The sequence below is a fragment of the Massilia sp. LC238 genome (genome assembly GCF_000735635.1).
Taxonomy (GTDB): Bacteria; Pseudomonadota; Gammaproteobacteria; order Burkholderiales; family Burkholderiaceae_D; genus Telluria; species Telluria varians.
This window is the reverse complement of sequence record NZ_JNNN01000078.1, coordinates 145454-166731: the sequence shown is the minus strand read 5'-3', so window position 1 is coordinate 166731 and position 21278 is coordinate 145454. Positions and strand designations below refer to the sequence as shown.

21 protein-coding genes are annotated in these 21278 nt (G+C 66.4%); 5 read left to right on the top strand and 16 right to left on the bottom strand.

The features are described 5' to 3' along the window. Nucleotides 1-136: 136 nt before the first annotated feature. From FG94_RS22050 to FG94_RS22035, 4 genes are all read right to left on the bottom strand, one after another. Nucleotides 137-769, bottom strand: a complete 633-nt coding sequence (locus tag FG94_RS22050) for a class I SAM-dependent methyltransferase (protein ID WP_036216216.1) — start codon at nucleotides 767-769, stop codon at nucleotides 137-139. A 13-nt stretch (nucleotides 770-782) separates the two neighbouring features. Continuing rightward, complete coding sequence (gene ggt, locus FG94_RS22045; RefSeq protein ID WP_081926131.1) at nucleotides 783-2627, bottom strand: gamma-glutamyltransferase; 1845 nt, start codon at nucleotides 2625-2627, stop codon at nucleotides 783-785. A gap of 32 nt (nucleotides 2628-2659) precedes the next feature. After that, nucleotides 2660-3418, bottom strand: a complete 759-nt coding sequence (locus FG94_RS22040; protein WP_036216213.1) for a 3-hydroxyacyl-CoA dehydrogenase — start codon at nucleotides 3416-3418, stop codon at nucleotides 2660-2662. Nucleotides 3419-3557: 139 nt separating this feature from the next. Further along, nucleotides 3558-4238 carry a hypothetical protein gene (locus FG94_RS22035; RefSeq protein ID WP_036216211.1) on the bottom strand — a complete coding sequence of 227 codons (681 nt, stop codon included), beginning with the start codon at nucleotides 4236-4238 and terminating at the stop codon, nucleotides 3558-3560. Between the two features lie 163 nt (nucleotides 4239-4401). Here FG94_RS22035 and FG94_RS22030 point away from each other — a divergent pair, with 163 nt between their 5' ends. After that, nucleotides 4402-4914: a thioredoxin domain-containing protein gene (locus FG94_RS22030; RefSeq protein ID WP_036216208.1), complete on the top strand. Its 513-nt coding sequence runs from the start codon at nucleotides 4402-4404 to the stop codon at nucleotides 4912-4914. A gap of 198 nt (nucleotides 4915-5112) precedes the next feature. Here the strand turns inward: FG94_RS22030 and adk are convergent, their stop codons facing one another. The 6 genes from adk to FG94_RS22005 all read right to left on the bottom strand — a co-directional run bounded on the left by adk (nucleotide 5113) and on the right by FG94_RS22005 (nucleotide 8966). After that, nucleotides 5113-5769, bottom strand: coding sequence for an adenylate kinase (gene adk, locus FG94_RS22025; RefSeq protein ID WP_036216206.1), 657 nt, complete (start codon nucleotides 5767-5769; stop codon nucleotides 5113-5115). 181 nt (nucleotides 5770-5950) lie between these two features. Continuing rightward, nucleotides 5951-6703 carry a 3-deoxy-manno-octulosonate cytidylyltransferase gene (gene kdsB / locus FG94_RS22020; protein ID WP_036216204.1) on the bottom strand — a complete coding sequence of 251 codons (753 nt, stop codon included), beginning with the start codon at nucleotides 6701-6703 and terminating at the stop codon, nucleotides 5951-5953. A gap of 4 nt (nucleotides 6704-6707) precedes the next feature. Further along, the gene (locus FG94_RS26835; RefSeq protein WP_081926130.1) at nucleotides 6708-6878 is read right to left on the bottom strand and encodes a Trm112 family protein; all 171 of its coding nucleotides are present in this window, start codon (nucleotides 6876-6878) and stop codon (nucleotides 6708-6710) included. Then, the gene (gene lpxK / locus FG94_RS22015; RefSeq protein WP_036216201.1) at nucleotides 6859-7887 is read right to left on the bottom strand and encodes a tetraacyldisaccharide 4'-kinase; all 1029 of its coding nucleotides are present in this window, start codon (nucleotides 7885-7887) and stop codon (nucleotides 6859-6861) included. The genes FG94_RS26835 and lpxK overlap by 20 nt, the downstream gene beginning before the upstream one ends. Before the next feature lie 30 nt (nucleotides 7888-7917). After that, complete coding sequence (locus tag FG94_RS22010) at nucleotides 7918-8361, bottom strand: biopolymer transporter ExbD (RefSeq protein ID WP_036216198.1); 444 nt, start codon at nucleotides 8359-8361, stop codon at nucleotides 7918-7920. Next, nucleotides 8361-8966, bottom strand: coding sequence for a MotA/TolQ/ExbB proton channel family protein (locus tag FG94_RS22005; RefSeq protein WP_036216195.1), 606 nt, complete (start codon nucleotides 8964-8966; stop codon nucleotides 8361-8363). Before FG94_RS22005 ends, FG94_RS22010 begins: the two co-directional genes overlap by 1 nt. Nucleotides 8967-10238: 1272 nt before the next feature. Here FG94_RS22005 and xseA point away from each other — a divergent pair. Together xseA and FG94_RS21995 are read left to right on the top strand one after the other, a co-directional pair. Continuing rightward, the gene (gene xseA / locus FG94_RS22000) at nucleotides 10239-11612 is read left to right on the top strand and encodes an exodeoxyribonuclease VII large subunit (RefSeq protein ID WP_036216193.1); all 1374 of its coding nucleotides are present in this window, start codon (nucleotides 10239-10241) and stop codon (nucleotides 11610-11612) included. 85 nt (nucleotides 11613-11697) lie between these two features. Beyond that, complete coding sequence (locus FG94_RS21995; protein ID WP_027864788.1) at nucleotides 11698-12276, top strand: superoxide dismutase; 579 nt, start codon at nucleotides 11698-11700, stop codon at nucleotides 12274-12276. A gap of 76 nt (nucleotides 12277-12352) precedes the next feature. Here the strand turns inward: FG94_RS21995 and FG94_RS21990 are convergent, their stop codons facing one another. Beyond that, entirely contained in the window at nucleotides 12353-13690 is a 1338-nt protein-coding gene (locus FG94_RS21990; RefSeq protein ID WP_036216191.1) for an MFS transporter, read from the bottom strand. Between the two features lie 182 nt (nucleotides 13691-13872). Between FG94_RS21990 and FG94_RS21985 the strand changes: the two genes are divergently transcribed. Together FG94_RS21985 and FG94_RS21980 are read left to right on the top strand one after the other, a co-directional pair. Beyond that, nucleotides 13873-16002: an ATP-binding protein gene (locus tag FG94_RS21985; protein ID WP_036216189.1), complete on the top strand. Its 2130-nt coding sequence runs from the start codon at nucleotides 13873-13875 to the stop codon at nucleotides 16000-16002. Nucleotides 16003-16020: 18 nt separating this feature from the next. After that, a complete protein-coding gene (locus FG94_RS21980) occupies nucleotides 16021-16620 on the top strand; it encodes a response regulator transcription factor (RefSeq protein WP_036216187.1) in 600 nt (199 codons plus the stop codon). Nucleotides 16621-16624: 4 nt separating this feature from the next. Here the strand turns inward: FG94_RS21980 and FG94_RS21975 are convergent, their stop codons facing one another. From FG94_RS21975 to FG94_RS27985, 5 genes are all read right to left on the bottom strand, one after another. Further along, nucleotides 16625-17395, bottom strand: coding sequence for a LytTR family DNA-binding domain-containing protein (locus tag FG94_RS21975; RefSeq protein WP_036216185.1), 771 nt, complete (start codon nucleotides 17393-17395; stop codon nucleotides 16625-16627). A gap of 2 nt (nucleotides 17396-17397) precedes the next feature. Next, entirely contained in the window at nucleotides 17398-18627 is a 1230-nt protein-coding gene (locus FG94_RS21970; RefSeq protein WP_036216183.1) for a sensor histidine kinase, read from the bottom strand. A 25-nt stretch (nucleotides 18628-18652) separates the two neighbouring features. Next, complete coding sequence (locus tag FG94_RS21965) at nucleotides 18653-20032, bottom strand: S9 family peptidase (RefSeq protein ID WP_036216181.1); 1380 nt, start codon at nucleotides 20030-20032, stop codon at nucleotides 18653-18655. Nucleotides 20033-20154: 122 nt separating this feature from the next. Continuing rightward, nucleotides 20155-21033 (bottom strand): 2OG-Fe(II) oxygenase, encoded by an 879-nt coding sequence (locus FG94_RS21960; RefSeq protein ID WP_200880015.1) that lies wholly within the window; start codon nucleotides 21031-21033, stop codon nucleotides 20155-20157. Between the two features lie 51 nt (nucleotides 21034-21084). Beyond that, the gene (locus tag FG94_RS27985; RefSeq protein WP_200880014.1) at nucleotides 21085-21270 is read right to left on the bottom strand and encodes a hypothetical protein; all 186 of its coding nucleotides are present in this window, start codon (nucleotides 21268-21270) and stop codon (nucleotides 21085-21087) included. Between the last annotated feature and the right edge of the window lie 8 nt (nucleotides 21271-21278).

Genomic DNA, 21278 nt, shown 5'->3' with positions numbered 1-21278 from the left:
TTAGCAAAAGTCGGGTATCTCTTGGGAAATTAATCCAGCTCTGATGCGAGTGACCGGGCAAGCTCAGGCAATGTCTCGTAAAGATGGGAAACGCTGTTGCGCTGTGACTACAGTTGGATGGCGCACGAGTTGCCGCTCAGGCAGCACTGGGCGGCACTTTTCCGTCTGGGCGCTGCGCGATGACAACCAGGTGCCGTTCCGGATGCTGGTCGAACTCGAGGTGCCGTAGCAGGCAGCCCGCCTCCTCGATCACCGCGAGCAGGCCGGGTATCCCGAGCGTGCCGTAGTAGACCTCGGGCCCCATCGCCGCATCGACGTGCTCATGGGCCTTGTCCAGCCCGCCAGCGGTGAAGAGGAAGACCCCACCCGGCTCGAGCGCGCGCATCAGCTTGAGCATGAGTGCGCGCTGGTCTTGCAGGCGGACGTGCCAGATGCTGTCCCAGGCCGCCACGAAGCGGTAGCCGCGGGGAAGCGGCCAATCACGGATATCGGCCTGGTGCAGGACGACTTCCGGGTCGGCCGCCAGCGCCAGTGCCAGCATGCGCGCCGACAGGTCGACAGCCTCGATCCGCAGGCCATGCTGGCGCAACAGCGGGTTGAAACGGGTGTTGCAGCCGCAGCCGACGTTGAGCGCCCAGCCATCGGTTGCCGGCGCGAGAAAGGCGAGCGCCCGCTCGTGCTGGCGCAGGCCGTTGCTGCCGTCGAATACCCCGTCCAGCCAGCGTTCGGCCAGCTGGTCGTAAGCGGCTGCGGTCGACGGGCGCGGCATCCGGATGGTCCCCTCAGTCCCCTTGCGCCACGCCTTCGCGGCGCGGATCGGCCCCGCCGTACCACAGCGGCACCCCATGCACTTCGATCCGCTGGATGCCGTGCAGGCCCGAGGTCTGCTCGCCCAGGCGCACCTTGTGGCCGCGCGCGTTCAAGGCCTCGATGGTGGTGGACGGGAAGCGTCCCACTTCGAGTTCGGTCGGGCCGTTGCGGCTGCCGAAGTTCGGCATCGCGATTGCCTGCTGCACGTTGAGGCCCCAGTCGAGCGTCCCGACCAGCACCTTGGCGACGTAGTTGATGATGGCCGGGCCGCCCGGCGAACCGACCGTCAGCACCAGCTTGCCGGTCTTGCGGTCGAACACCACGGTGGGCGACATCGCGCTGCGCGGGCGCTTTCCGGCTTCCACCCGATTGGCGATCGGGCCGTCGGCGTCACGCGAGGCGAAGGAGAAATCGGTCAGCTGGTTGTTGAGGATGAAGCCGTCCACCATCTGGCGCGATCCAAACGCATCTTCGATGGTCGTGGTCATCGCCAGGCCCGCGCCATAAGCGTCGACCACCGACACGTGCGAGGTCGACGGCGTTTCGATCGCATTGTCCTTGCCCCAGTGCCAGGCCATCTCCATGCCGGGCGGCTTGCCGGCCGGGGCCTCGCCCATCGAGCGCGGTCCCACCAGCCTGGCACGCGTGGCCAGGTAGTGCTTGTCGATCAGGCTCGGCACGCCGCGCCCCGGCAGCGGCACGAAGTCGGCGTCGGCGGCGTAGCGGTTGCGGTCCGCATAGGCCAGGCGCCCTACTTCGCTGAACACGTGCAGCGCGTCCGGGCCGGGCACGCCATTGCCTGGCGCGAGCGCCTTCATGTCGAAGGTCTCGAACATGCCGAGCATCTGGGCGACGGCGATGCCGCCCGAGGACGGCGGCGGCATGCCGCACACGGTGTAGGCACGATAGTCGCTGCACACCGGCGTGCGCACCTTCGGCTGGTAGGCGGCGATGTCGGCGGCGCTGAGCAGGCCCGGGTTGGTCGGGTGGCCCTGCACCTTGGCGGCGATGTCGCGCGCGATGCGGCCCTGGTAGAAGGCGTCGGCGCCGCCCTCGGCGATCTCGCGCAGCGTCTTTGCCAAGGCCGGGTTCTTCAGGATGTGGCCGACCGGCCAGGGCTGGCCACCGTTGCCGTAGAAGTAGCGCGCGGCTTCCGGGTCCTTGCGCAGGTAGCGGTCGCCGGACAGCAACGCGTGCAGGCGCGGGCTGACCGCGAAGCCCTCTTCCGACAAGCGGATGGCAGGTGCGAACAAGGCCTTCCAGGGCAGTCGACCATGCTCCTTGTGCGCCAGTTCGAGCATGCGCAGCACGCCCGGCGCGCCGACCGAGCGGCCGCCGACGATGCCCTCGGTGCGCGACAGCGGCGTGCCGTCGGGGCGCTGGAACAGGCGCTCGTCGGCTTTCGAGGGCGCGGTCTCGCGGCCGTCGAAGGCCTGGGTCTTGCGGCCGTCGTAGTGGACCAGGAAGGCGCCGCCGCCGATGCCGGAAGACTGCGGCTCGACCAGGGTCAGCACCAGCTGGGTGGCAATCGCCGCGTCGATCGCGCTGCCGCCTTGCTGCAGGATCTGGTAGCCGGCCTGCACCGCCAGCGGATTGGCCGCGGCCACCATGTATTTTTTCGCGGGCCAGCCGGGCTTCGTGGTGTAGCCGGTGGCGGCTTCCGGGGCCGCCTGGCGAGTGTCCTGCGCCAGCAGCGGCTGGACGGTGAAAGCCAGGGCCAAGGCCAGGGAGGTAGCGCGCAACTTCGTGTCGTTCAAATCGTTTCTCCAAAAGCAAACGGGCGCGCGGCTTGCGCCACGCGCCCGACATCTGCCCATCGTACAACAATTGGCAGCAGGCTTCAGGAAGCTTACTTCGGCTGCATGCGGATCGCGCCGTCGAGGCGGATCGTTTCGCCGTTGAGCATCACGTTTTCGATGATGGCCTTGGCCAGGTGCGCATACTCCTTCGGCATGCCGAGGCGCGGCGGGAACGGGACCATCTTGCCCAGCGAATCGCGCACTTCCTGCGGCATGCCCATCAGCATCGGGGTTTCAAAAATGCCCGGGGCGATGGTCATCACGCGGATGCCGCTGCGCGCCAGGTCGCGCGCCATCGGCAGGGTCATGCCGGCAACCGCCGCTTTCGAGGAGCCGTAGGCGGCCTGGCCGATCTGGCCGTCGAAGGCCGCGACCGAGGCGGTGTTGATGATGATGCCGCGCTCGCCGTGTTCGGATGCCTCCGTTTTACCCATGGCGTCGGCCGCCAGGCGGCACATATTGAAGGTACCGACCAGGTTGATGTTCACCGCGCGCTGGAAGGCGTCCAGCGGGTGCGGGCCGTCCTTGCCGACGGTCTTGACGGCCGGCGCCACGCCGGCGCAGTTGACCAGGCCGCGCAAAGTGCCGAGCTTGGTGGCCGCGTCCACGACCGCAAGGCCGTCCGCTTCCTGCGTGACGTCGCACTTGACGAACTGGCCTTTCAATTCGGCCGCCAGCGCGGCGCCTGCCTCCGCCTGCACGTCGGCGATGACGACCTTGCCGCCCGCTTCCGTGATCATGCGCGCCGTGGCTGCTCCCAGGCCCGACGCGCCACCGGTCACGATGAACACATTGTTCTGAATTTGCATGGTTTTCCCTTTTAAAAGTTCTAGTGCCGCTGTGATGACGACTTACGCGAACATGACGTTAACGTAAACGTCAAACAGCCGGCATTGTAGCGAACTTTTGGTTGAAAAAACCATCCAGCGAAGCGCTTACCTCTTCAGATCAAAGGCACTGGACCGTGGTGCCGTTGGTCGTGCAGGCGCGGCCGCTGCTGCTGACCGCGACATTGCCCGGGCCGCCGGCATTGTAGGTCGTGCCGTTGACGTCGGTGCAGGTGCCGCCCACGCAGCTCACCACCTGGCTCGACTGCGGACCGACCGGACTGGGCGCGGCCGCTACCCCGGCGCGCGGGACCGGCGCCGGGCCTGGCGCGGCGATGCGCGGCGTGGGCTCGATGCGCTGGACCGCGCCCGGACGGCGCTGGGCCTGTTTCTTCGTTTGCTGTTGGCGCTCGGGCTTGCCCTGGAGTTCCTGCTGCGTCCTGGGCTGCTGGGTTTGCGGCTGGGCCGGGGCCTGCGGCGGCGTCGGGGTTGCCGGCTGCCCGGTCCCGGGCGCCGGACGGGCCGAAGGATCGACTTCGTTCTGCTTGCTGGTGAGCGGCGGCTGGCCGGCGCGTTCTTCCTGCGCCTGCGGCCGGGCCTCGCCTGCCGCCTGCGTGCTGGCCGGGGTCGGCTGTTGCGTGGTGGCCGGGGTCGGCTGCTGCGGATTCAGCACCGGGCCATACGTGGCGCTGTCGTCGACCGGCTTGCCCGTCGGCGGCTGGGCCGGCACCTGGTTCTGGGCCAGCGCTGCCGCCGAACCCAGGGCGAACAGCACGGCAATCATGGACTGGATGGGACGCATGGTGCACCTCGAGCGAATGGATATTGGACAGGCCATTATCTGCCCGCATCGGGGCGATCGGCGCACGCGAAACACTTCCTCACATGATTGTTGAACGGTAACGGGCGGCGCAGCTGTGGAGGAGCATGCGAAGATCGGCTCCATCACATTCACAGGAGCGAGCATGAGGCAGGTAGAGATCGTGGAAGGCGACCACGTACGGGGCAATCCCGATGCCGACATCGTCATCATCGAATACGGGGATTTCCAGTGCCCCTACTGCGCGCGAGCCCACCCGACACTGAGCGGGCTGCAGAAGCAGTACGGCGAGCGCATCGCGCTGGTCTATCGCCACCTGCCGCTCGGCATGCACCCGTATGCGGAAAGCGCGGCCGAGGCGGCGGAAGCGGCGGGCGCCCAGGGCAAGTTCTGGGAGATGCACGACACCCTGTTCGAGCACCAGGCGCAGATGGCGCCCGCGCAGTTGCCGCTGCTGGCCCAGGGCCTGGGACTGGACGCGGCGCGTTTCGACGCCGACATGGCCGAGCGCCGGCACCGCGAGCGGATCGAGGCGCAGGCGCAAGAAGCGAAATCGCTGGGAGCGAGCGGGACGCCGAGCTTCTTCATCAACGGCGAACGCTACCAGGGAGATTCGGACCGGGAGTCGCTGACGGCGGCCGTCGAGCGGTATTTGTAAGGTCTCCAGGCTGATCGCACTTGTAGGGTGGGCGGCTACGCCGCCCACGCGCTGATAGTTGCCCTTAAATTTGCCGCTACAGTGCTCGCGATGGCTGACCGCGTGGGCGGGAAACCCGCCCACCCTACGAAAAGCGATTCGCAGCCCGTACCAATGAAAAACGGCCCCGCAGGGCCGTTCGATCAACTTGCTGAGTGTTTATTCCGACAGCGCCGCGAAGGCTGCGTCGCGCACCTGCTCGACCGGGCCGACGCCCGAAATCTTGCGGTACTTCGGCGCACCAGGCAGGCCCGACTGAGCCCACTTGTTGTAGTAGCCGAGCAGCACTTCGGTCTGGTTGTGGTACACGGCCAGGCGCTTCTGCACGGTTTCTTCCTTGTCGTCGTCGCGCTGCACCAGCGGCTCGCCGGTGACGTCGTCGACGCCGTCGACCTTCGGCGGGTTGAACTTGGTGTGGTACACGCGGCCCGAGGCCTGGTGGGTGCGGCGGCCTGACATGCGCTCGACGATCAGTTCGTCAGGCACGTCGATTTCCAGCACGTAGTCGATCTGCACGCCGCTGTCCTTCATGGCGTCGGCCTGCGCGATGGTGCGCGGGAAGCCGTCGAACAGGTAGCCGTTGGCGCAATCGGTCTCCTTCAGGCGCTCCTTCACCAGGCCGATGATGATGTCGTCCGACACCAGCTGGCCAGCATCCATCACCTTCTTGGCAGCCATGCCCAGTTCGGTTCCGGCCTTGATCGCGGCACGCAGCATGTCGCCGGTGGAAATCTGCGGAATGTTGAACTTTTCCTTGATGAAGTTGGCCTGGGTGCCTTTGCCGGCGCCGGGTGCTCCTAACAGAATGAGACGCATGAGTTTCCTAGATTCTTAGAGGATGTTGATAATTTTTATGTTGGCAGACGATTGTGTTTGATGCATATCTGGCTACTTGACACGAAAGTTACCACAAAAGTCAGCTTTAACGCCAATCCCCGGGCCTGTCGCCAGTTCGTTTTGACATAGCGCAGACAACGTAAAATTGGCGTAAGAAAGTTCAGGCAGCGTAGTGGCGGCGCACCCGCTCCAGGTCGTCCGGGGTATCGACGCCGGCGGGCGGCGCGCTGTCCGTGATGTGCACGGCGATCGGGTAGCCGTGCCACAGCACGCGCAGCTGTTCCAGCGCCTCGATGGTTTCGAGCGGGGAACTCTCCAGCGCCGGATAGGCCTGGAGGAAGGCGTTGCTGTAGGCATAGAGGCCGACGTGGCGCAGTGGCGCGTAGCCGGCCGGCAGCGTCTCTTTCGATGCTGCGAAGGCGTCGCGGTGCCAGGGAATGGTGGCGCGCGAGAAGTACAGCGCCCTGCCCGCCTTGTCGAGCACGACCTTGACCACGTTCGGGTTGAACACCTCGGCCACGTCGACGATCGGGTGGGCCACGGTGGCCATCGGCACGCCCTCGACGATGCGCGCGGCGCAGGCGGCCAGCAGGCTCGGGTCGATCAGCGGCTCGTCGCCCTGCAGGTTGACCACCACCTCGCCTGGCGCCAGGCCCAGCTTGTGCGCGACTTCGGCGATGCGGTCGGTGCCGGACGGATGGTCGGCGCGGGTCATGCAGGCTTCGATGCCGTGCGCCTCGCAGGCCGCCAGGATGTCCGGGTGATCGGTGGCCACGATGATGCGGCTCGCTCCCGATTCGCGCGCGCGTTCGGCCACGCGCACCACCATCGGCTTGCCGCCGAGGTCGGCCAGCGGCTTGTTCGGCAGGCGGGTCGAGGCCAGGCGGGCCGGGATGATGACGGTAAAGCCCATCGACTTACACCGGTTCGATCTTGCGCGCCTGGTCAGCCCACATGATCGGGATACCATCGCGGATCGGGTATGCCAGGCGGTCCGGGCGACAGGTCAGTTCCTGCGCTTTCTTATCGTATTCAAGCGGGCCCTTGCACAGCGGGCAGACCAGGATATCAAGCAGTCGAGCGTCCACGACATTTCTCCACGATTTGTTCGGCCAGCGCGGGGTCGATCCGCGCCGTCACGGGCACGACCCACAAGCGCGGGTCGTCCTTCAGGTTATCAAGTTGCCGACATTTTACTGCATCCTTCTCCGTGATCAGGATGACATCGGCGTCGAGCCCGTCGAAAGGACGGTCGAGGAAGTCGTGGTGGTCGGGCAGCGGCAGTTCCTGGAAGTCCAGGCCGGCGCCGCGCAGCATGGCGAAGAAGCGGCCCGGATTGCCGATGCCGGCGGCCGCCACGATGCGCCTGCCCTTCAGGCGCGCGAGCGGCACGCAGTCTTCCGGCCGCAACAGGGGCTCGGCGAAGTCGCCTGCCAGCTGCATCCGGAAAGGCTGGCCGCCGACGGCGCGCGCCAGCTGCGGGGTGATCTCGGGCGCGTTCACCACCGTGAAATCGCGGCGCCGCGACGGCGGCTCGCGCAGCGGGCCGGCCGGCAGCAGCCAGCCATTGCCGACGCCGCGGCCGTCGAACAGGACGATCTCGACGTCGCGCGCCAGTGCGTAGTGCTGCAGGCCGTCGTCGGCGATCAGGACGTCCACCTCCGGGTGGCTTGCCAGCAGCGCCCTGCCCGCGTGGGCACGCTGGCGCCCCACCACGACCGGGCAGCCGGCGCGCGCCGCGATCAGGAGCGGCTCGTCGCCCACTTCACGGGGATCGGATTGCGGCGTCACCTCGCGCGGCACGTCGGCCGCACCGCCGTGGCCGCGCGAAATCACGCCCGGACGCAGGCCGGCGCCGCGCAGGCTGTCCGCCAGCCAGATCGTCAGCGGCGTCTTGCCGGTCCCGCCGATAAAGATATTGCCGACCACGATGACCGGCACCGGCAGGCGCTCGCTCTTCTTCAGGCCAAGCCGATATAGCCACGTGCGCACCCCGGCGAGGACGCGGAACAGCAGCGACACCGGCAGCAAGGCCAGCGCCAGCGGGCCGCGGCGCAACCACGCACGGGTGAGAGTCGATTCTAGGTTGGAAGCCATGGAGGAGCGGACGCCGGGGCGTCCGCCTGATTACTTTTTGGTGCCGGTCTGGGCGGCGAAGGTCAGCTTGTCGTAGCCGGCCACGCGCGCCGCTTCCAGCACGTTGATGACCATCTGGTGCATCGCGAACTGGTCGGCGTTGACGATCACCACCGGGTCATTGGCGGGCTGGCCGTTCGGGCCGCCGCTGCGCGCGGCGTTCTTCAGGTCCTCGGCCAGGCCGGCCACGCTGTGGAAGGACACCGGTACGTTGTTCACCGTGTAGTTGCCCTTGGCGTCGATGGTGACGTTGATCTCGAAGGGACGCTCCTGCACCTTCTCGGCGTCGGCCGTGGGCAGCGTGATCTGCAGCTCGGTGAACTTGCTGTAGGTGGTCGAGACCATCAGGAAGATGAGGACGACCAGCAGCACGTCGATGAACGGAATCAGGTTGATCTCCGGTTCCTCGCGCTGGCGGCCGCGGCGGAAGTTCATCATTTGCGGGTCCCGTGCACGACGTCGACGAATTTCACGGCCTGCAGCTCCATCTCGACGATGAAGCTGTCGACCGAGGAGCGGAAGTGGCGGTAGAACACCAGGGCCGGCATGGCGATGGCCAGGCCGAAGCCGGTGTTGTACAGCGCCACCGAGATGCCGTGCGCCAGCTGGGCCGGGTTGTTGCCGGTCGGGCTTTGCGCGCCGAAGATCTCGATCATGCCGACCACCGTGCCGAACAGGCCCAGCAGCGGAGCCAGCGAGGCGATGGTGCCGAGGGTGGTAAGGAAGCGCTCGAGGCCGTGGGCGACGCCGCGGCCGGCTTCCTCGATGGATTCCTTCATGACGTCGCGCGGAGCGTCGACGTTGCGCAGCGCGGCGGCCAGCACGGTGCCGAGCGGCGAATTGTGTTCGAGCTTGTCGATCACGTCGGGCGTGACCTTGCCGGCGCGGTAGACGCGGATCACTTCATCCAGCAATGCCTTCGGGAGGATCTTCTCGCGGCGCAGGTAGATCAGGCGTTCCACGATCAGGGCGACGGCAATGATCGAGGCAATCAGCAAGAACCAGATGGGCCAGCCTGCAGCTTGAAAAATGGCGAGCAAAAGAAACTCCTGTGGGAAAGAAAATCAGTTCAGCAATGTAACAAGTTGCCAGCAGTGCGGCAAGTGTGGTTCTGCACAGCTTCTGTGGATAAAAATGTGCGCAAGGCCCTCTTCTAGATCAAAGAGCCTTGATTTCAAAGGACATTCTGCGCCTGCGCAAGAAAACGGCAGGTGTCAGATGAGCATGCTTCCAGCTCAAGTGTCTTGTTGGGGATGATGTTGATCTATCTCAACCGTTTGCACTTACGAACAAATTCTGTGGACAAAATTGTGCGCAATGGCGTCCGACGGCAGATAAGTCATTGTTTCATTTAGAAAAATTTCCGGAGCACAAAAAATAGGCAGTGTCGCAGCTTGTCCTCACGCGCTCGGCTCTGTGTGGTTCCTCACATTTTTTGTGGACAAAAGTGTGAGCAAGGACCTATTTCAAAAGCTAAGTGCTTGATCTAACACAAGAAAGCGTCACTGCATAAAATTTCATCACTCAGCAGTAATGCGAGGGATTGTGTGCAACTCTGCCCTTTCATGCATGACTTATTCTGTGCTGTAGACCTTGCGGCTAAGAAAATTCACATCTGCACATTTTTTGTGGATAAGGATGTGATGAATGCGGTATATAGCGAGCTAAGCCATTGATTCATAAAGGATCGGATGGGACTGCCTCCGAAAGATGCAAATGCTGGCAAATGTCCGAAAAGCCGAGTTCGAAGCTGACGAGTAGGCCTGTCCAGTGCGTTCAGCGCAAGGAATTCGGCCTCGGCTGGCCGCGGTGAGCGCCCTTGTGCACACTTTTTGTGGACAAAATTGTGCGCAAGACGCTCTTCGATACCATAAGCCTTTGATCTGAAACAATAAACTTTCCTAGCGTCATTTTTAGGCAGCCGTGTCGGTCTTGTTGCCCAGCCCTCGGGCCAGGTCGTCGACGCTACGATATGCACATATTTTGTGGACAACAATGTGTCCAAGCCAGGCATAGGGCCGCTAAGTGCTTGACGCATAAGGGAAGCGCGCCCCACGCTCCTTTCTTGAGCAGGCTACTGTCTTATGGATGAGTTGCCCACAGATTTTGTGGATAAAGTCGCGTTAAAACCTGAAGAGCCCTCTGCAAGCCGTTGATTTCAAAGACTTTCAATAGAATGCATTGAAAACTGGCAACAACGCTTCATGCCGGACAAGACCCTGCGCCGGCGCGCACGACTGCCGCCAAGCCTTGTCGTTTTCTTCAAGATATGACATAAGCATCAGCTTTACCAAAGCAGCCAAGCAGCCTCCATGGACTATCAAAGCGACGCCGATCCCGCCTACACCGCGCCACCCGTATTGACCGTGACGACCCTGAACCAGCAGGTCGCCCGCCTGCTCGAACGGAGTTTTCCACTGGTCTGGATCGGCGGCGAGATTTCGAACTTCACGCGCGCCAGTTCCGGCCACTGGTATTTCACGCTGAAGGACGATGCCGCCCAGGTACGCGCCGTGATGTTCCGCAGCCGCGCGCAATACGCCGGGTTCAATCCGCGCGAAGGCGACAAGGTCGAGGTGCGCGCCCTGGTCACCCTGTACGGCGCACGCGGCGACTACCAGATCAATGTCGAGACCATCCGCCGCGCCGGCGTGGGCCAGCTCTACGAAGCCTTCCTGCGGCTCAAGGAAAAGCTCCAGGCCCAGGGCCTGTTCGATGCAGAGCGCAAGCGAGCGCTGCCGCTGTTCCCGCGCACCATCGGCATCGTCACCAGCCCCCAGGCCGCAGCCCTGCGCGACGTGCTCACCGCCCTGCGCCGCCGCGCGCCGCACGTGCGCGTGATCCTCTATCCGGCCCCGGTGCAGGGCCAGTTCGCTGCCGACAAGATCGCCGAAGCCATCATGACCGCGTCCCGGCGCCAGGAAGCCGACGTGCTGCTGGTGTGCCGCGGCGGCGGCTCGATCGAAGACCTGTGGAGCTTCAACGAGGAATGCGTGGCGCGCGCCATCGACGCCTGCCAGGTTCCGGTGATCTCCGGCGTGGGCCACGAGACCGACGTCACCATCGCCGACTTCGCCGCCGACGTGCGCGCCGCCACCCCGACCGCCGCCGCCGAACTGGCGGTCACGCCGCGCGCCGACTGGCTGGCCTCCCTGTCGGGCGACGCCCAGGACCTGCGCCGCGCCATGCGCCGCACGTTGTCGGAAGCCAGCCAGGGCCTGGACGGCTATAGCCGGCGCCTGCTCAGCCCCTCGGCCCAGATCCGCCACCAGCGGGTGAAGCTGCTGTCGATGGCGGCCGCCCTGACCCATGCGGTGCGCACTCCGGTGAACCGCCAGAACCTGGTGCTGGCCCAGCTGCAGCAGCGCTGGATGCGCCACCGTCCCGACATGCGCGCCATGCGCGCGCAATTGCTGGCGGACGGGCGCCACCTGAACACCAGCCTGTGCAACGCCGTCAAACGGCGGCGCGACGCCCTCGAGGCCCTGGCGGCGCAACTGGAATTGCTGAACCCGCAACGCACGCTCGAGCGCGGCTATGCCATCGTCCGCAACGTCAAGGGCGAGGTGCTGCGCGACCCGGCGCAGGTCAAGGCACGCAACAAGCTGAGCCTGCGGCTGGCCGGCGGCACGGCCGACATCGTCGTGTCCAGCGTGCAGGCCGCGCCCGGTGATCCGAATGACTAGCCAAGCATGCAACATCGCGCTATCCGGTTTAGAATAGGGCGGTTTTGGAACAAAACCCGTCCAACCAACGCACAAGGAATTGAACATGGAACATACCCTGCCGCCACTGCCGTACGCTAAGGATGCCCTGCAGCCGCACATCTCGGCCGAGACCCTGGAATACCACCACGGCAAGCACCACCAGACCTATGTCACCAACCTGAACAACATGATCAAGGGGACCGAGTACGAAAACATGTCCCTGGAAGAGATCATCCAGAAGTCGACCGGTGGTGTGTTCAACAACTCGGCCCAGGTGTGGAACCACACCTTCTTCTGGAACTGCATGACCCCGAACGGCGGCGGCGCACCGACCGGCAAGGTCGCTGACGCGATCAACGCCAAGTGGGGCTCGTTCGACAAGTTCAAGGAAGAGTTCAACAAGTCGGCACTGGGCAACTTCGGTTCGGGCTGGACCTGGCTGGTGCAAAAGGCCGACGGCAGCGTCGACATCGTCAACACCTCGAACGCCGGCACCCCGCTGACCACCTCGGACAAGCCGCTGCTGACCGCCGACGTCTGGGAGCACGCATACTACATCGACTACCGCAATGCGCGCGCCAAGTTCCTGGACGCGTTCTGGAATGTCGTGAACTGGGACTTCGTGAACCAGAACGCGGCCTAAGCCCTTCTCGTTCGTGAATGCAAACGGCCCGCTTTCGCGGGCCGTTTGCTTTTCAGGACGGGCAGAAGCGATAGGCTTAGCCCCGCGCCTCCGCATCGATCCGCGAATTCGCCGCGGTATCGCGCATGAACCAGCACACCACCAGGGTGCAGGCGATCACGCCCGTCGCATACCAGTAGAACCCGCTCTCCAGGTTGATCGACTTGAACCACAGCGCCAGGTACTCGGCCGTCCCGCCGAACACCGATACCGCGAAGGCGTACGGCACGCCGACGCCGGTGGCGCGGATGGTGGCCGGGAACAGCTCGGCCTTCACCAGCGCGTTGATCGAGGTGTAGCCGGACACGATGATCCAGGCGCAGGCGATCAGGGCAAAGGCTTCCCACGGGCCTGACGCGTTGCGGATGGCCGTGAGCAGCGGCACCGTGAACAGGGTGCCCAGCAGCGCGAAGCCCACCAGCAGCGGACGGCGGCCGATGCGATCGGACAGCGCGCCGTACAGCGGCTGCAGGCACATGGCGAACAGCAGCGAGGCCGCGGAGACCGCCGTGGTCTGGGCGTCGGTGAGGCCCACCGACAGGCGCAGGAATTTCTGCATGTAGGTGGTGTAGACGTAGAAGGCCAGCGTGCCGCCCATCGTCAGGCCGATCACCAGGAGGACCTCGCGCGGGTGCTGCATCAGCTGCTGCAGGCCGCCCATCTTCTTGGCCTTCTTGCGCGCCGCCTCGAAGGAGTCGGTCTCCGGCATGTTGTGGCGCATGGTCAGGGCTAGCACGGCCAGGGTCGCGCCGATGAAGAAGGGAATCCGCCAGCCCCAGGCGCGCAGCTGCTCGTCCGAGAGCAGGTAGCGCTGCAGCACCAGCAGGAGCAGCAGTGCCAGCAGCTGGCCGCCGATCAGGGTCACGTACTGGAAGCTGGCATAGAAGCCGCGGTGCTTGGAATCCGCCATTTCCGACAGATAGGTGGCGCTGGCGCCGTATTCGCCGCCCAGGCTCAGGCCCTGCAGCAGGCGCGCCAGCAGCAGGATGCAGGGCGACAGGATGCCGGCGGTGGCGTAGGTCGGCGCGCAGGCGATCAGGAGCGAGCCGAAGCACATCAGCAGGACCGAGGCCATCAGGGCCGTCCTGCGGCCGCGCCGGTCGGCCAGGCGGCCAAACAGGATGCCGCCGATCGGGCGCACGAAAAAGCCGAGGGCGAAGATGCCGGCCGTGGACATCATCTGCGCGGTCGGGTCCTGGGCCGGAAAGAAGGAACTCGCGAAGTACAGCGCGAACGCCGAATAGCAGTAGAAGTCGAACCACTCGACCAGGTTGCCGGACGAGCCGACGAAGATGGCGCGCAAGCGTTTGCCGGAAATCCGTTCTCCGGCCTGGGCGCGGCCCTCGACGGCCGGCCGCGTTGTGACTGCAGTCATGTTGTCTCCTGTGATGCACGGGAGATCGACGCGTCGCCCGTTTCCAGGCCCTTACTATCCCGCGCGGCCGTACGGCGCGCATCCGGGATGTCGGCGCGAGCGCCTCCGTAAAACTACGCAGAAGCATTCCAAAGCGCCGGCGCAACTGCTATCTTCTCGTGATCTGATCCTGAGGAAACCGAATGGCCCGCCCGTTCATCGCCCGTTACTGGCGCGGGCTCCTTGCCGCCGTGGGAGCGCTGGTCTTGATCGCGGCCGCGGGACACTGGGCCGAGCAGCGCGAACTGCAGGCCAAGACCCAGGCCCTGCAGCAGGCCGCCGCGGCGCAGGCGCTGGGCCTGCGCGGCCTGGTCGAGAAGCACGACTTCCTGCCGCATGCCGTGGCGCGCCACCCGGGCGTGCAGGACTTGCTGCGCCTCCCGCAGGATGCCTCCCTGCGGGCGCGCGCCAACGATTACTTCGCCGACCTGCAGGCGACCACCGGCGCCGCCGCGCTCTACCTGGTCGACCGCGATGGCTTGACGCTGGCGGCCAGCAACTGGAACACGCCCTCGAGCTTCGTCGGGCAGAACTACCGGCAGCGGGCCTACTTCGAGGACGCCGTGCAGGGCCGCCGCGGATTGTTCTATGGCCTCGGGCTCACCACCGGCCAGTCCGGCCTGTTCATCGCGGAACCCGTGCGCGTGGACGGCGCCATCCTCGGCGTGGCCGTGGTCAAGATCAGCCTGGAGGCGCTGCAGGCCACCTGGATGGGTGGGCTCGAACCGGTCGTGCTCAGGGACAGCCGCGGCATCGTCTTCCTGAGCGGCGTGCCCGAATGGCTGTACCAGGCTATCCGGCCGGTGTCCGCGCAAGACGCCCGCTGGATCGCCGAACACGGCCAGTACGGCAAGCGCACGCGCTTCGAGGTCTTGCCGTGGAAGATCGAGGCGCGACCCGACGGCGTCGGCTTCGTCCTGCGCACACAGGTGCAGGGACAACGAAGAACCCTGCTCGCGCTCGACACTCCGCTGCCGGAATTGGGCTGGACCCTCACCGTCACCTCGGATATGAAGGAAGTGGCGCAGGCACGCCGCTCCGCGCTCGCGCTCACGGCGCTGGCCGTCGCGCTGCTGCTGCTTGGCACCCTGTACTGGCGGCTGCGCGAGCGGCGCTTCGTCGAACAGCGCACCGCGCGCCTGGAGCTGGAGCGCCGGGTCGACGAGCGCACCCGCGACCTGGAAGAAGCGCACGCCTTCCGCAAGGCCATGGAAGATTCCCTGCTGGTGGGCATGCGCGCCCGCGACCCGGACGGGAAGATCATCTACGTCAACCCGGCGCTGTGCGCCATGGTCGGCTACAGCGCCGAGGAACTGCTCGGCTGCCGGCCGCCCTACCCCTACTGGCATCCGGACGACCTGGAAAAGCAGGCGCGCGAAAGCGACGAGGCCCTGCAGGGCCGCGCCGCGCCGCACGGCTTCGAATCGCGCATCCGCCACAAGGACGGGCACGACGTCATCACGATGGTCTACGCCGCCCCGCTGGTCGACGCCCAGGGCGTGCACCGGGGCTGGATGAGCTCCGTGGTGGACATCACCGCGCAGAAGCAGGCCGAAGCCCGCCAGCGCGACCAGGAACTGCGCCTGCAGCGCAGCGCGCGCCTGGCCAGCGTCGGCGAGATGGCCTCGACGCTGGCGCACGAACTCAACCAGCCGCTGATGGCCCTGTCCAATTTCGCCATGGCGGCGCGCGCGCTGGCCGCGCAGGGACCGTCCGATCTGCTGCCGGGTGCGCTCGACGAGATCGTCGGCCAGTCGCAGCGCGCCAGCGAAATCGTCAAGCGGGTGCGCGCCTTCATCAACCCGCAACGGGGCCAGTACGAAATCCTGGCGATGGTGGACGTGCTCACCCATGCGCGAGCCCTGCTCGAGCCCGAGCTGAAAGCCCAGGGCGCCACCCTGCGCCTGCTGATCGAGGACGCCGGCGCCCGGGTGCGCGGCGACCGGGTCCTGCTCGAGCAGGTCCTCGTCAACCTGGTCCATAATGCGCTGCAGGCCATGCAGGACCAGCCGCGTCACCGCCGCACGATCGAACTGGCCTGCCGCCACAGCGAGGGAGGGCTGCGCATCGGCGTGGCCGACCAGGGACCGGGGATTCCGGCCGGGCAGCTCGACCAGGTGTTCTCTCCCTTCTTCACAACCAAGCCCGATGGCCTCGGGCTGGGCCTGAACATCTGCCGCAGCATCGTCGAGGCCCACGGCGGCGCCATCGGCGTCGACAACCGGCCGGGCGGCGGCGCCACCTTCTCGTTCACGCTGCCCATCGTTCCATGAAAGAGCCATGAAAGAGTCATGAAAGAAGCGCCACTGACCCTGTACGTCGTCGACGACGACGAAGCCCTGCGCCGCTCCCTGCTCCTGCTGCTGTTCTCGCAGGGAATGGCGGTGCAGGCCTTCGACTCCGGCGAGGCCTTCCTCGACACCGTCGACCTGCGCCAGCCGGGCTGCGTGATCCTCGACCTGCGCATGGGCGGCATGAGCGGCCTGGAAGTCTTCGAGCGCCTCTTGGGCGCGCACAGCCCGCTGGTGACCCTGTTCCTGTCGGCGCACGGCGACATCCCGACCGCCCTGGAAGCGGTGCGGCGCGGCGCCTACGACTGGGTGGAAAAGCCGGACACCCAGCGGCTGCTCGACAAGCTGCCCGCCGCCACCGCCCTGGCCCGTTCCCGCGCCCAGGCGCTGCGCATGTGGGCCGAGCTAACGCCGCGCGAGCGCGAGGTGGCGCGGCTGGTCGGGCTGGGCCAGCCCAACAAGGAGATCGCACGCATGCTGGTGCCGCCCTGCAGCCATCGCTCGGTGGAGACGCACCGCGCCAACATCTTCAACAAGCTCCAATGCGCCAATGACAACGAGCTTGGGCGCTGGCTGGCGGCCCATCCCTGGCTGGACTGAAAGCTCAGCGGAGCAGCACTTCGTTGCGGAAGCGCCAGGCATAGGTCTGGCCGACCTTCAGCTGCGCCGGATGCTCGCGCAGCTCGACGATGAAGCTGCCCAGCTCGTCCCGGCGGATGCGCGCGATGGCGCGGGCGCACACCAGGGTGCCGCGCCGGATCTGCCAGAACTGGTCGGGGTCCAGGCCTGCCGCCAGCTCCTTGATCGGCATCCGGATCAAGCCTTCATCCAGGGCGGTGACCACCCGCGTGTAGCGCGTGTCCGATTCGAAGAACAGGATCTCGTCGATCGGGAACAGCTTGATGACGTTGCCCGCCGTGCAGCTGATCCAGCGGATCCGCTCCTGGGCGGCGTTCGGACGCAGGCGCTGGTCGAGTTCCATCCAGCTCCTGGCGCGCTCGGCATCGCCCTTGCCCGCCGCGAGCTGGGTCCGCACGCGTTGCAAGGCCTGTTCCAGCCTGGCCCCGTTGACCGGCTTGAGCAGGTAGTCGACGGCGCCGAGGTCGAAGGCGTCGATCGCATGGCTGTCGTAGGCGGTCGTGAAGACGACGCAGGCGTTGCCCGCGCTGGCGCGCGCGACCTCGAGCCCGCTGATGCCGGGCATGCGGATGTCGAGGAAGGCCACGCTTGGTTCCAGCTCGGCGATCGCGGCCAGCGCTTCGCTGCCGTCTTCCACCGAGGCGATGATCTCGAGCTCCGGCCAGGCAAGCAGGAGCAGGCGTTGCAGCTCGGCGCGCTGCAGGTCCTCGTCGTCGGCAATGATCGCGGTCGGCATTCTCAATCTTCCTCCATGGTCTCGACCAGCGGCAGCACGATGCTGGCCACCACGCCACATTCCTCGCCGGTGCGCAGTTCGAGCGCGGCGGCGCCGCCGTACAGGTGCTTCAGGCGCTCGCGGATATTCGCCAGGCCAATGCCGCTGCCGCTCGATGCGGAGAAGCCGATGCCGTCGTCGATCACGCTCAGCTCCAGCATCCTGAGGCCATCCGCCTCGCGGGAGGCGGCCGTCACCTGGATCTGCGCCGGCCCTTTCCTGGGCTCGATGCCATGCTTGACCGCGTTCTCCACCAGCGAGATCAGCATCAGGGGCGGAATCAGGGCGGCGCGCAGCTCCGGCGCGCAGCTGACCTCGGTGCGCAGGCGCGGCATGCGCGCCGCGATCACGCCCAGGTAGGCCCGCACCGAATCGCATTGCGAGCCGAGGGTGACGAAGGTGCTGGCGCGGTCGGCGCGCAGTTGCGGGATGGTCGAGCGCAGGTAGTCGATCAGGTGGTCGATCATGACGATGCCGCGGTCAGGATCGGACAGCATGGCGGCGCGCACGCCCGACAGCGTATTGAACAGGAAGTGCGGCTCGACCTGGCTGGCCAGCACCGCCAGCTTCACCTCGACTTCGTTGCGCTGGTGCTTGTAACGCTCCGCCTGCGCCTGCAGGGCGGCCTCGCGCAGCAGCCTGCGCTGGCGGAAGTAGGCGGCCAGGTCGAAGGGGCCGGCCAGCCAGACCAGCACCGGAAACCAGATCACCAGGTTGACCAGGCGGTTGTCGCGCGCCTGTTCGGCCTGCAGTTCGGCGGACGCCTGCCCTTGCGTCGGCTGGCCGCCGGTCCTCACGAAAGGTGTCAGCGACCAGGCCAGCAGCACGCCCAGCAGCAATGCGCACACGATGCCGGCCGCTTCGCGCCGCGGACGCCAGCCGCGCGCGCGCACCAGCACCGCCAGGCCGCGCCCCAGCGCCAGGGCGGTGGCCACCACCAGCCAGATCGCCGGAAAGGTGAACCAGAAGGCCAGCTGGTCGACTTCCGGCGGCGGTGTGGGAACCAGCGCGGCCAGCAAGGCCAGGACCAGCGCGAACAGGATCATCGGGGCGCGGAAGGAGCGCATGCGATAGCCGTACCAGGTCTTGCCGAACACCGGATACTGCTGGGCACGGTGCGACCAGCCTCCCAGCCGGGTGGCCAGGCTGGACGGAAGCGGCGACTCGTGGTCGGCTGGCGCAATTTTTTCCATATGGCTATTTTAAGCTGTCGCGCGGCTACTTGACCGTTGCCAGGATCCAGTCGCTGACGGTATCGAGCGCGAGCGGCGCGACGCTTTCCTCGATGTCGGCATATTCGGTTCCGGCCCCGGTGCGCGCGGTCTGGAACAGGTGGTTCAGCGCCGGCAGTTCCTTCACCACGGCGCGCGAATTGCTCTTGAGCGCGCTGCGGATCGCCGTCAGGTTCATCGCCGCCGGCACCTGCAGGTCGCGCTCGCCGTTCAGCACCAGGATGGGCTGGCGCACGGACTGCAGGACCGGCCCGGGTTCGTGCCGCAGGAAGGCATGGAACCAGGGCGAGGTGAATTCCCTGGCGCGCGCCGCGGCCGTCCCGGCCGGCAGGATTCCCTTGCGTTCGGCCTCCTTCATCATCCGGCGCGCCTTGTCGCCGGCCAGCTCGGGGCGCGGCTCGGCCACGATGGCCGCGAATACCGCGCGGTTCAGCTCACGCTCCCTGGCCACCGCTTCCTCCGGCATCCCCGCGGCTTTCGTGCCAAGCGCGATCTGTTCGACCATCAGCAGTTCGCCGCGCACCCCGGGGCCGGCCAGCATCACGACGAAGGCCAGGCCCGGGTCGCGCGCCGCCACCATCGGCGCGATCATGCCGCCTTCCGAGTGGCCGACCATGCCGATCCGTGTCGCATCGACCTCGGGACGGCCGCGCAGGAAAGCGACCGCGGCCTCGGCATCGCCGGCGAAGTCCCGGGTGGTCGCGTCCTTGTACACGCCGCCCGACTTGCCAACGCCACGCTTGTCGTAGCGCAGGACCGCGATACCCTGGCGGCTCAGGTGGTCGGCCAGCACCAGGAAGGGCTTGTGCTCGCGGATGGTCTCGTCGCGATCGACGGGACCGGAACCATGCACCAGCACGACCGCCGGAAACGGCCCCTTGCCCTGGGGGACGGTCAGGGTTCCAGCCAGGCTGTGGCCGCCCGCCGGATTGGCGAAGCCGACCTCGACACTGGCATAGCTCGGCTGGCGCGCGGCGATCGCCTCCAACTGCGGACGTTTCGGCTTGAGCGCCGCGGCATCGGTGCGCTTCAGGCGCAGCGGCACGGCCTGGCCGTTCTGGCTCCAGGTGCCGATCCAGGCCTGGTCCTGCTCGCTCCAGCGCGCGGTGAAGCCGGCGTTCAGTAGCGGCAGCCTGAATCCGAGCTGTTCCTCGCCGACGCTCAGCTGCTCCACCTTGGTCTTGAAGCCCTGCTGGGGCACCGCCAGCCTGCCTTCCCACTTGCCGTCGGCCGCCCGGGCGAATTCCAGGTGCAGGTTCAGGGAATCGGCGATGCGGCCTTTCCAGTGGCCGGTGGCGTCGATGGCGTGTGCGGGTGAGGTGGCCAGGGCGAGGCTGGCCACGAGGCCGAGCAGGGTCGATTTCATGCGCTGTCTCTTTCTTCAGGTTCGGGAAGGCTACGCTAGCCGGGCCGGCGTGCCGGCTCAGCGGAATGCGGCGAACCCCGGTTTTGATGACATGGACGCTGCCTGCCCTGACATGAACGCGGCTACACGCTGTTCTCGTCCTGCCCCTTGGCCCGGTCGAACACCTGCCCGGTCAGGGAATGGCGGTTGCGCTCGCGCTGCTGCGCGGCCTGCTCGTCGTAGAAGAAGGGCAGGAATGCATAGCGCGTCCCTGCCACCACCGGCGTCGCCTCGTGCAGCAGGGAACAGGAGAAGACGACGGCGCCGCAGGTCGGCGCCCGGTAGCAGCGCGGGCCGAATTCCGGAAAGCGCAGGTCGCCGCCCTGGTACTCGCCGGCGTTCAGGTTGATCGTGCAGGCGAAGCGGCGGTGCGCGGTGCCGAGCCTGGTATTGTCCTTGTGGGGACGGAAGAATCCGCCCTCGCTGGCATCGTAGCGCGCCACCAGGTGGCGTTCGATCCGGGTGATGTTGAACTGGAAGGCGCGCCGCACCTCCGGCAGCAGGCGGCGCTGCAGGCGGGCATGGATGGCCTGCCTCAGGGCCGCGAATTCCGGGCGCGAATCGAACTCGACATCCTTGCGCTGCTTGAAGCTGCGCTCCTTGACCTCCACCGTCTTGCCGTTCACCTCGCGCATGAAGCCGGATTCGACCCCGCTATGACGCTCGTACAGCGCGATGAGCTCCCGGCACAGGTCTTCCTCGAACACCCGCGGCAGGATCAGCACCGGGGCATGCAGTTCGGTGCCGGCATGCTGGGCGACCGGCGGCAGGCGGCCGATCGTCTCCTCGAGCGCGGCATTGTGCTGCTCGGCGGACAGGAGCGGGATATGGGCGAGCACGCGCAGCATCGGATCGAGCACCAGCGTGAAGGGCCGGTACCCGTCCCCGATCGCGCCGAACCGGCTGCTGAGTTTTCGGTCGAAGTCCCTGAAATAACGTATGCCGGGCAGGATCGTGCGCACCCGCTCGCAGGCCTCGTCGCCCGGATCGACCGAAACACCGAAGAAGCACAGCTACTCGTCGTCGAACAGGACGCGGCGCCGCTCGACGTAGCCGACCACCTCGCGCACCGCAGCAATACCGGCACTGCCGAGGAAACTCAGGACGACGTAGCGGCCCCCGGTCGTGTAGAAGGTATAGCGCGGATTCTGCGCCGTGCTGGCCACGAATTCAGGTATCGGGTCACCGGGTAGCCACACAATATGTC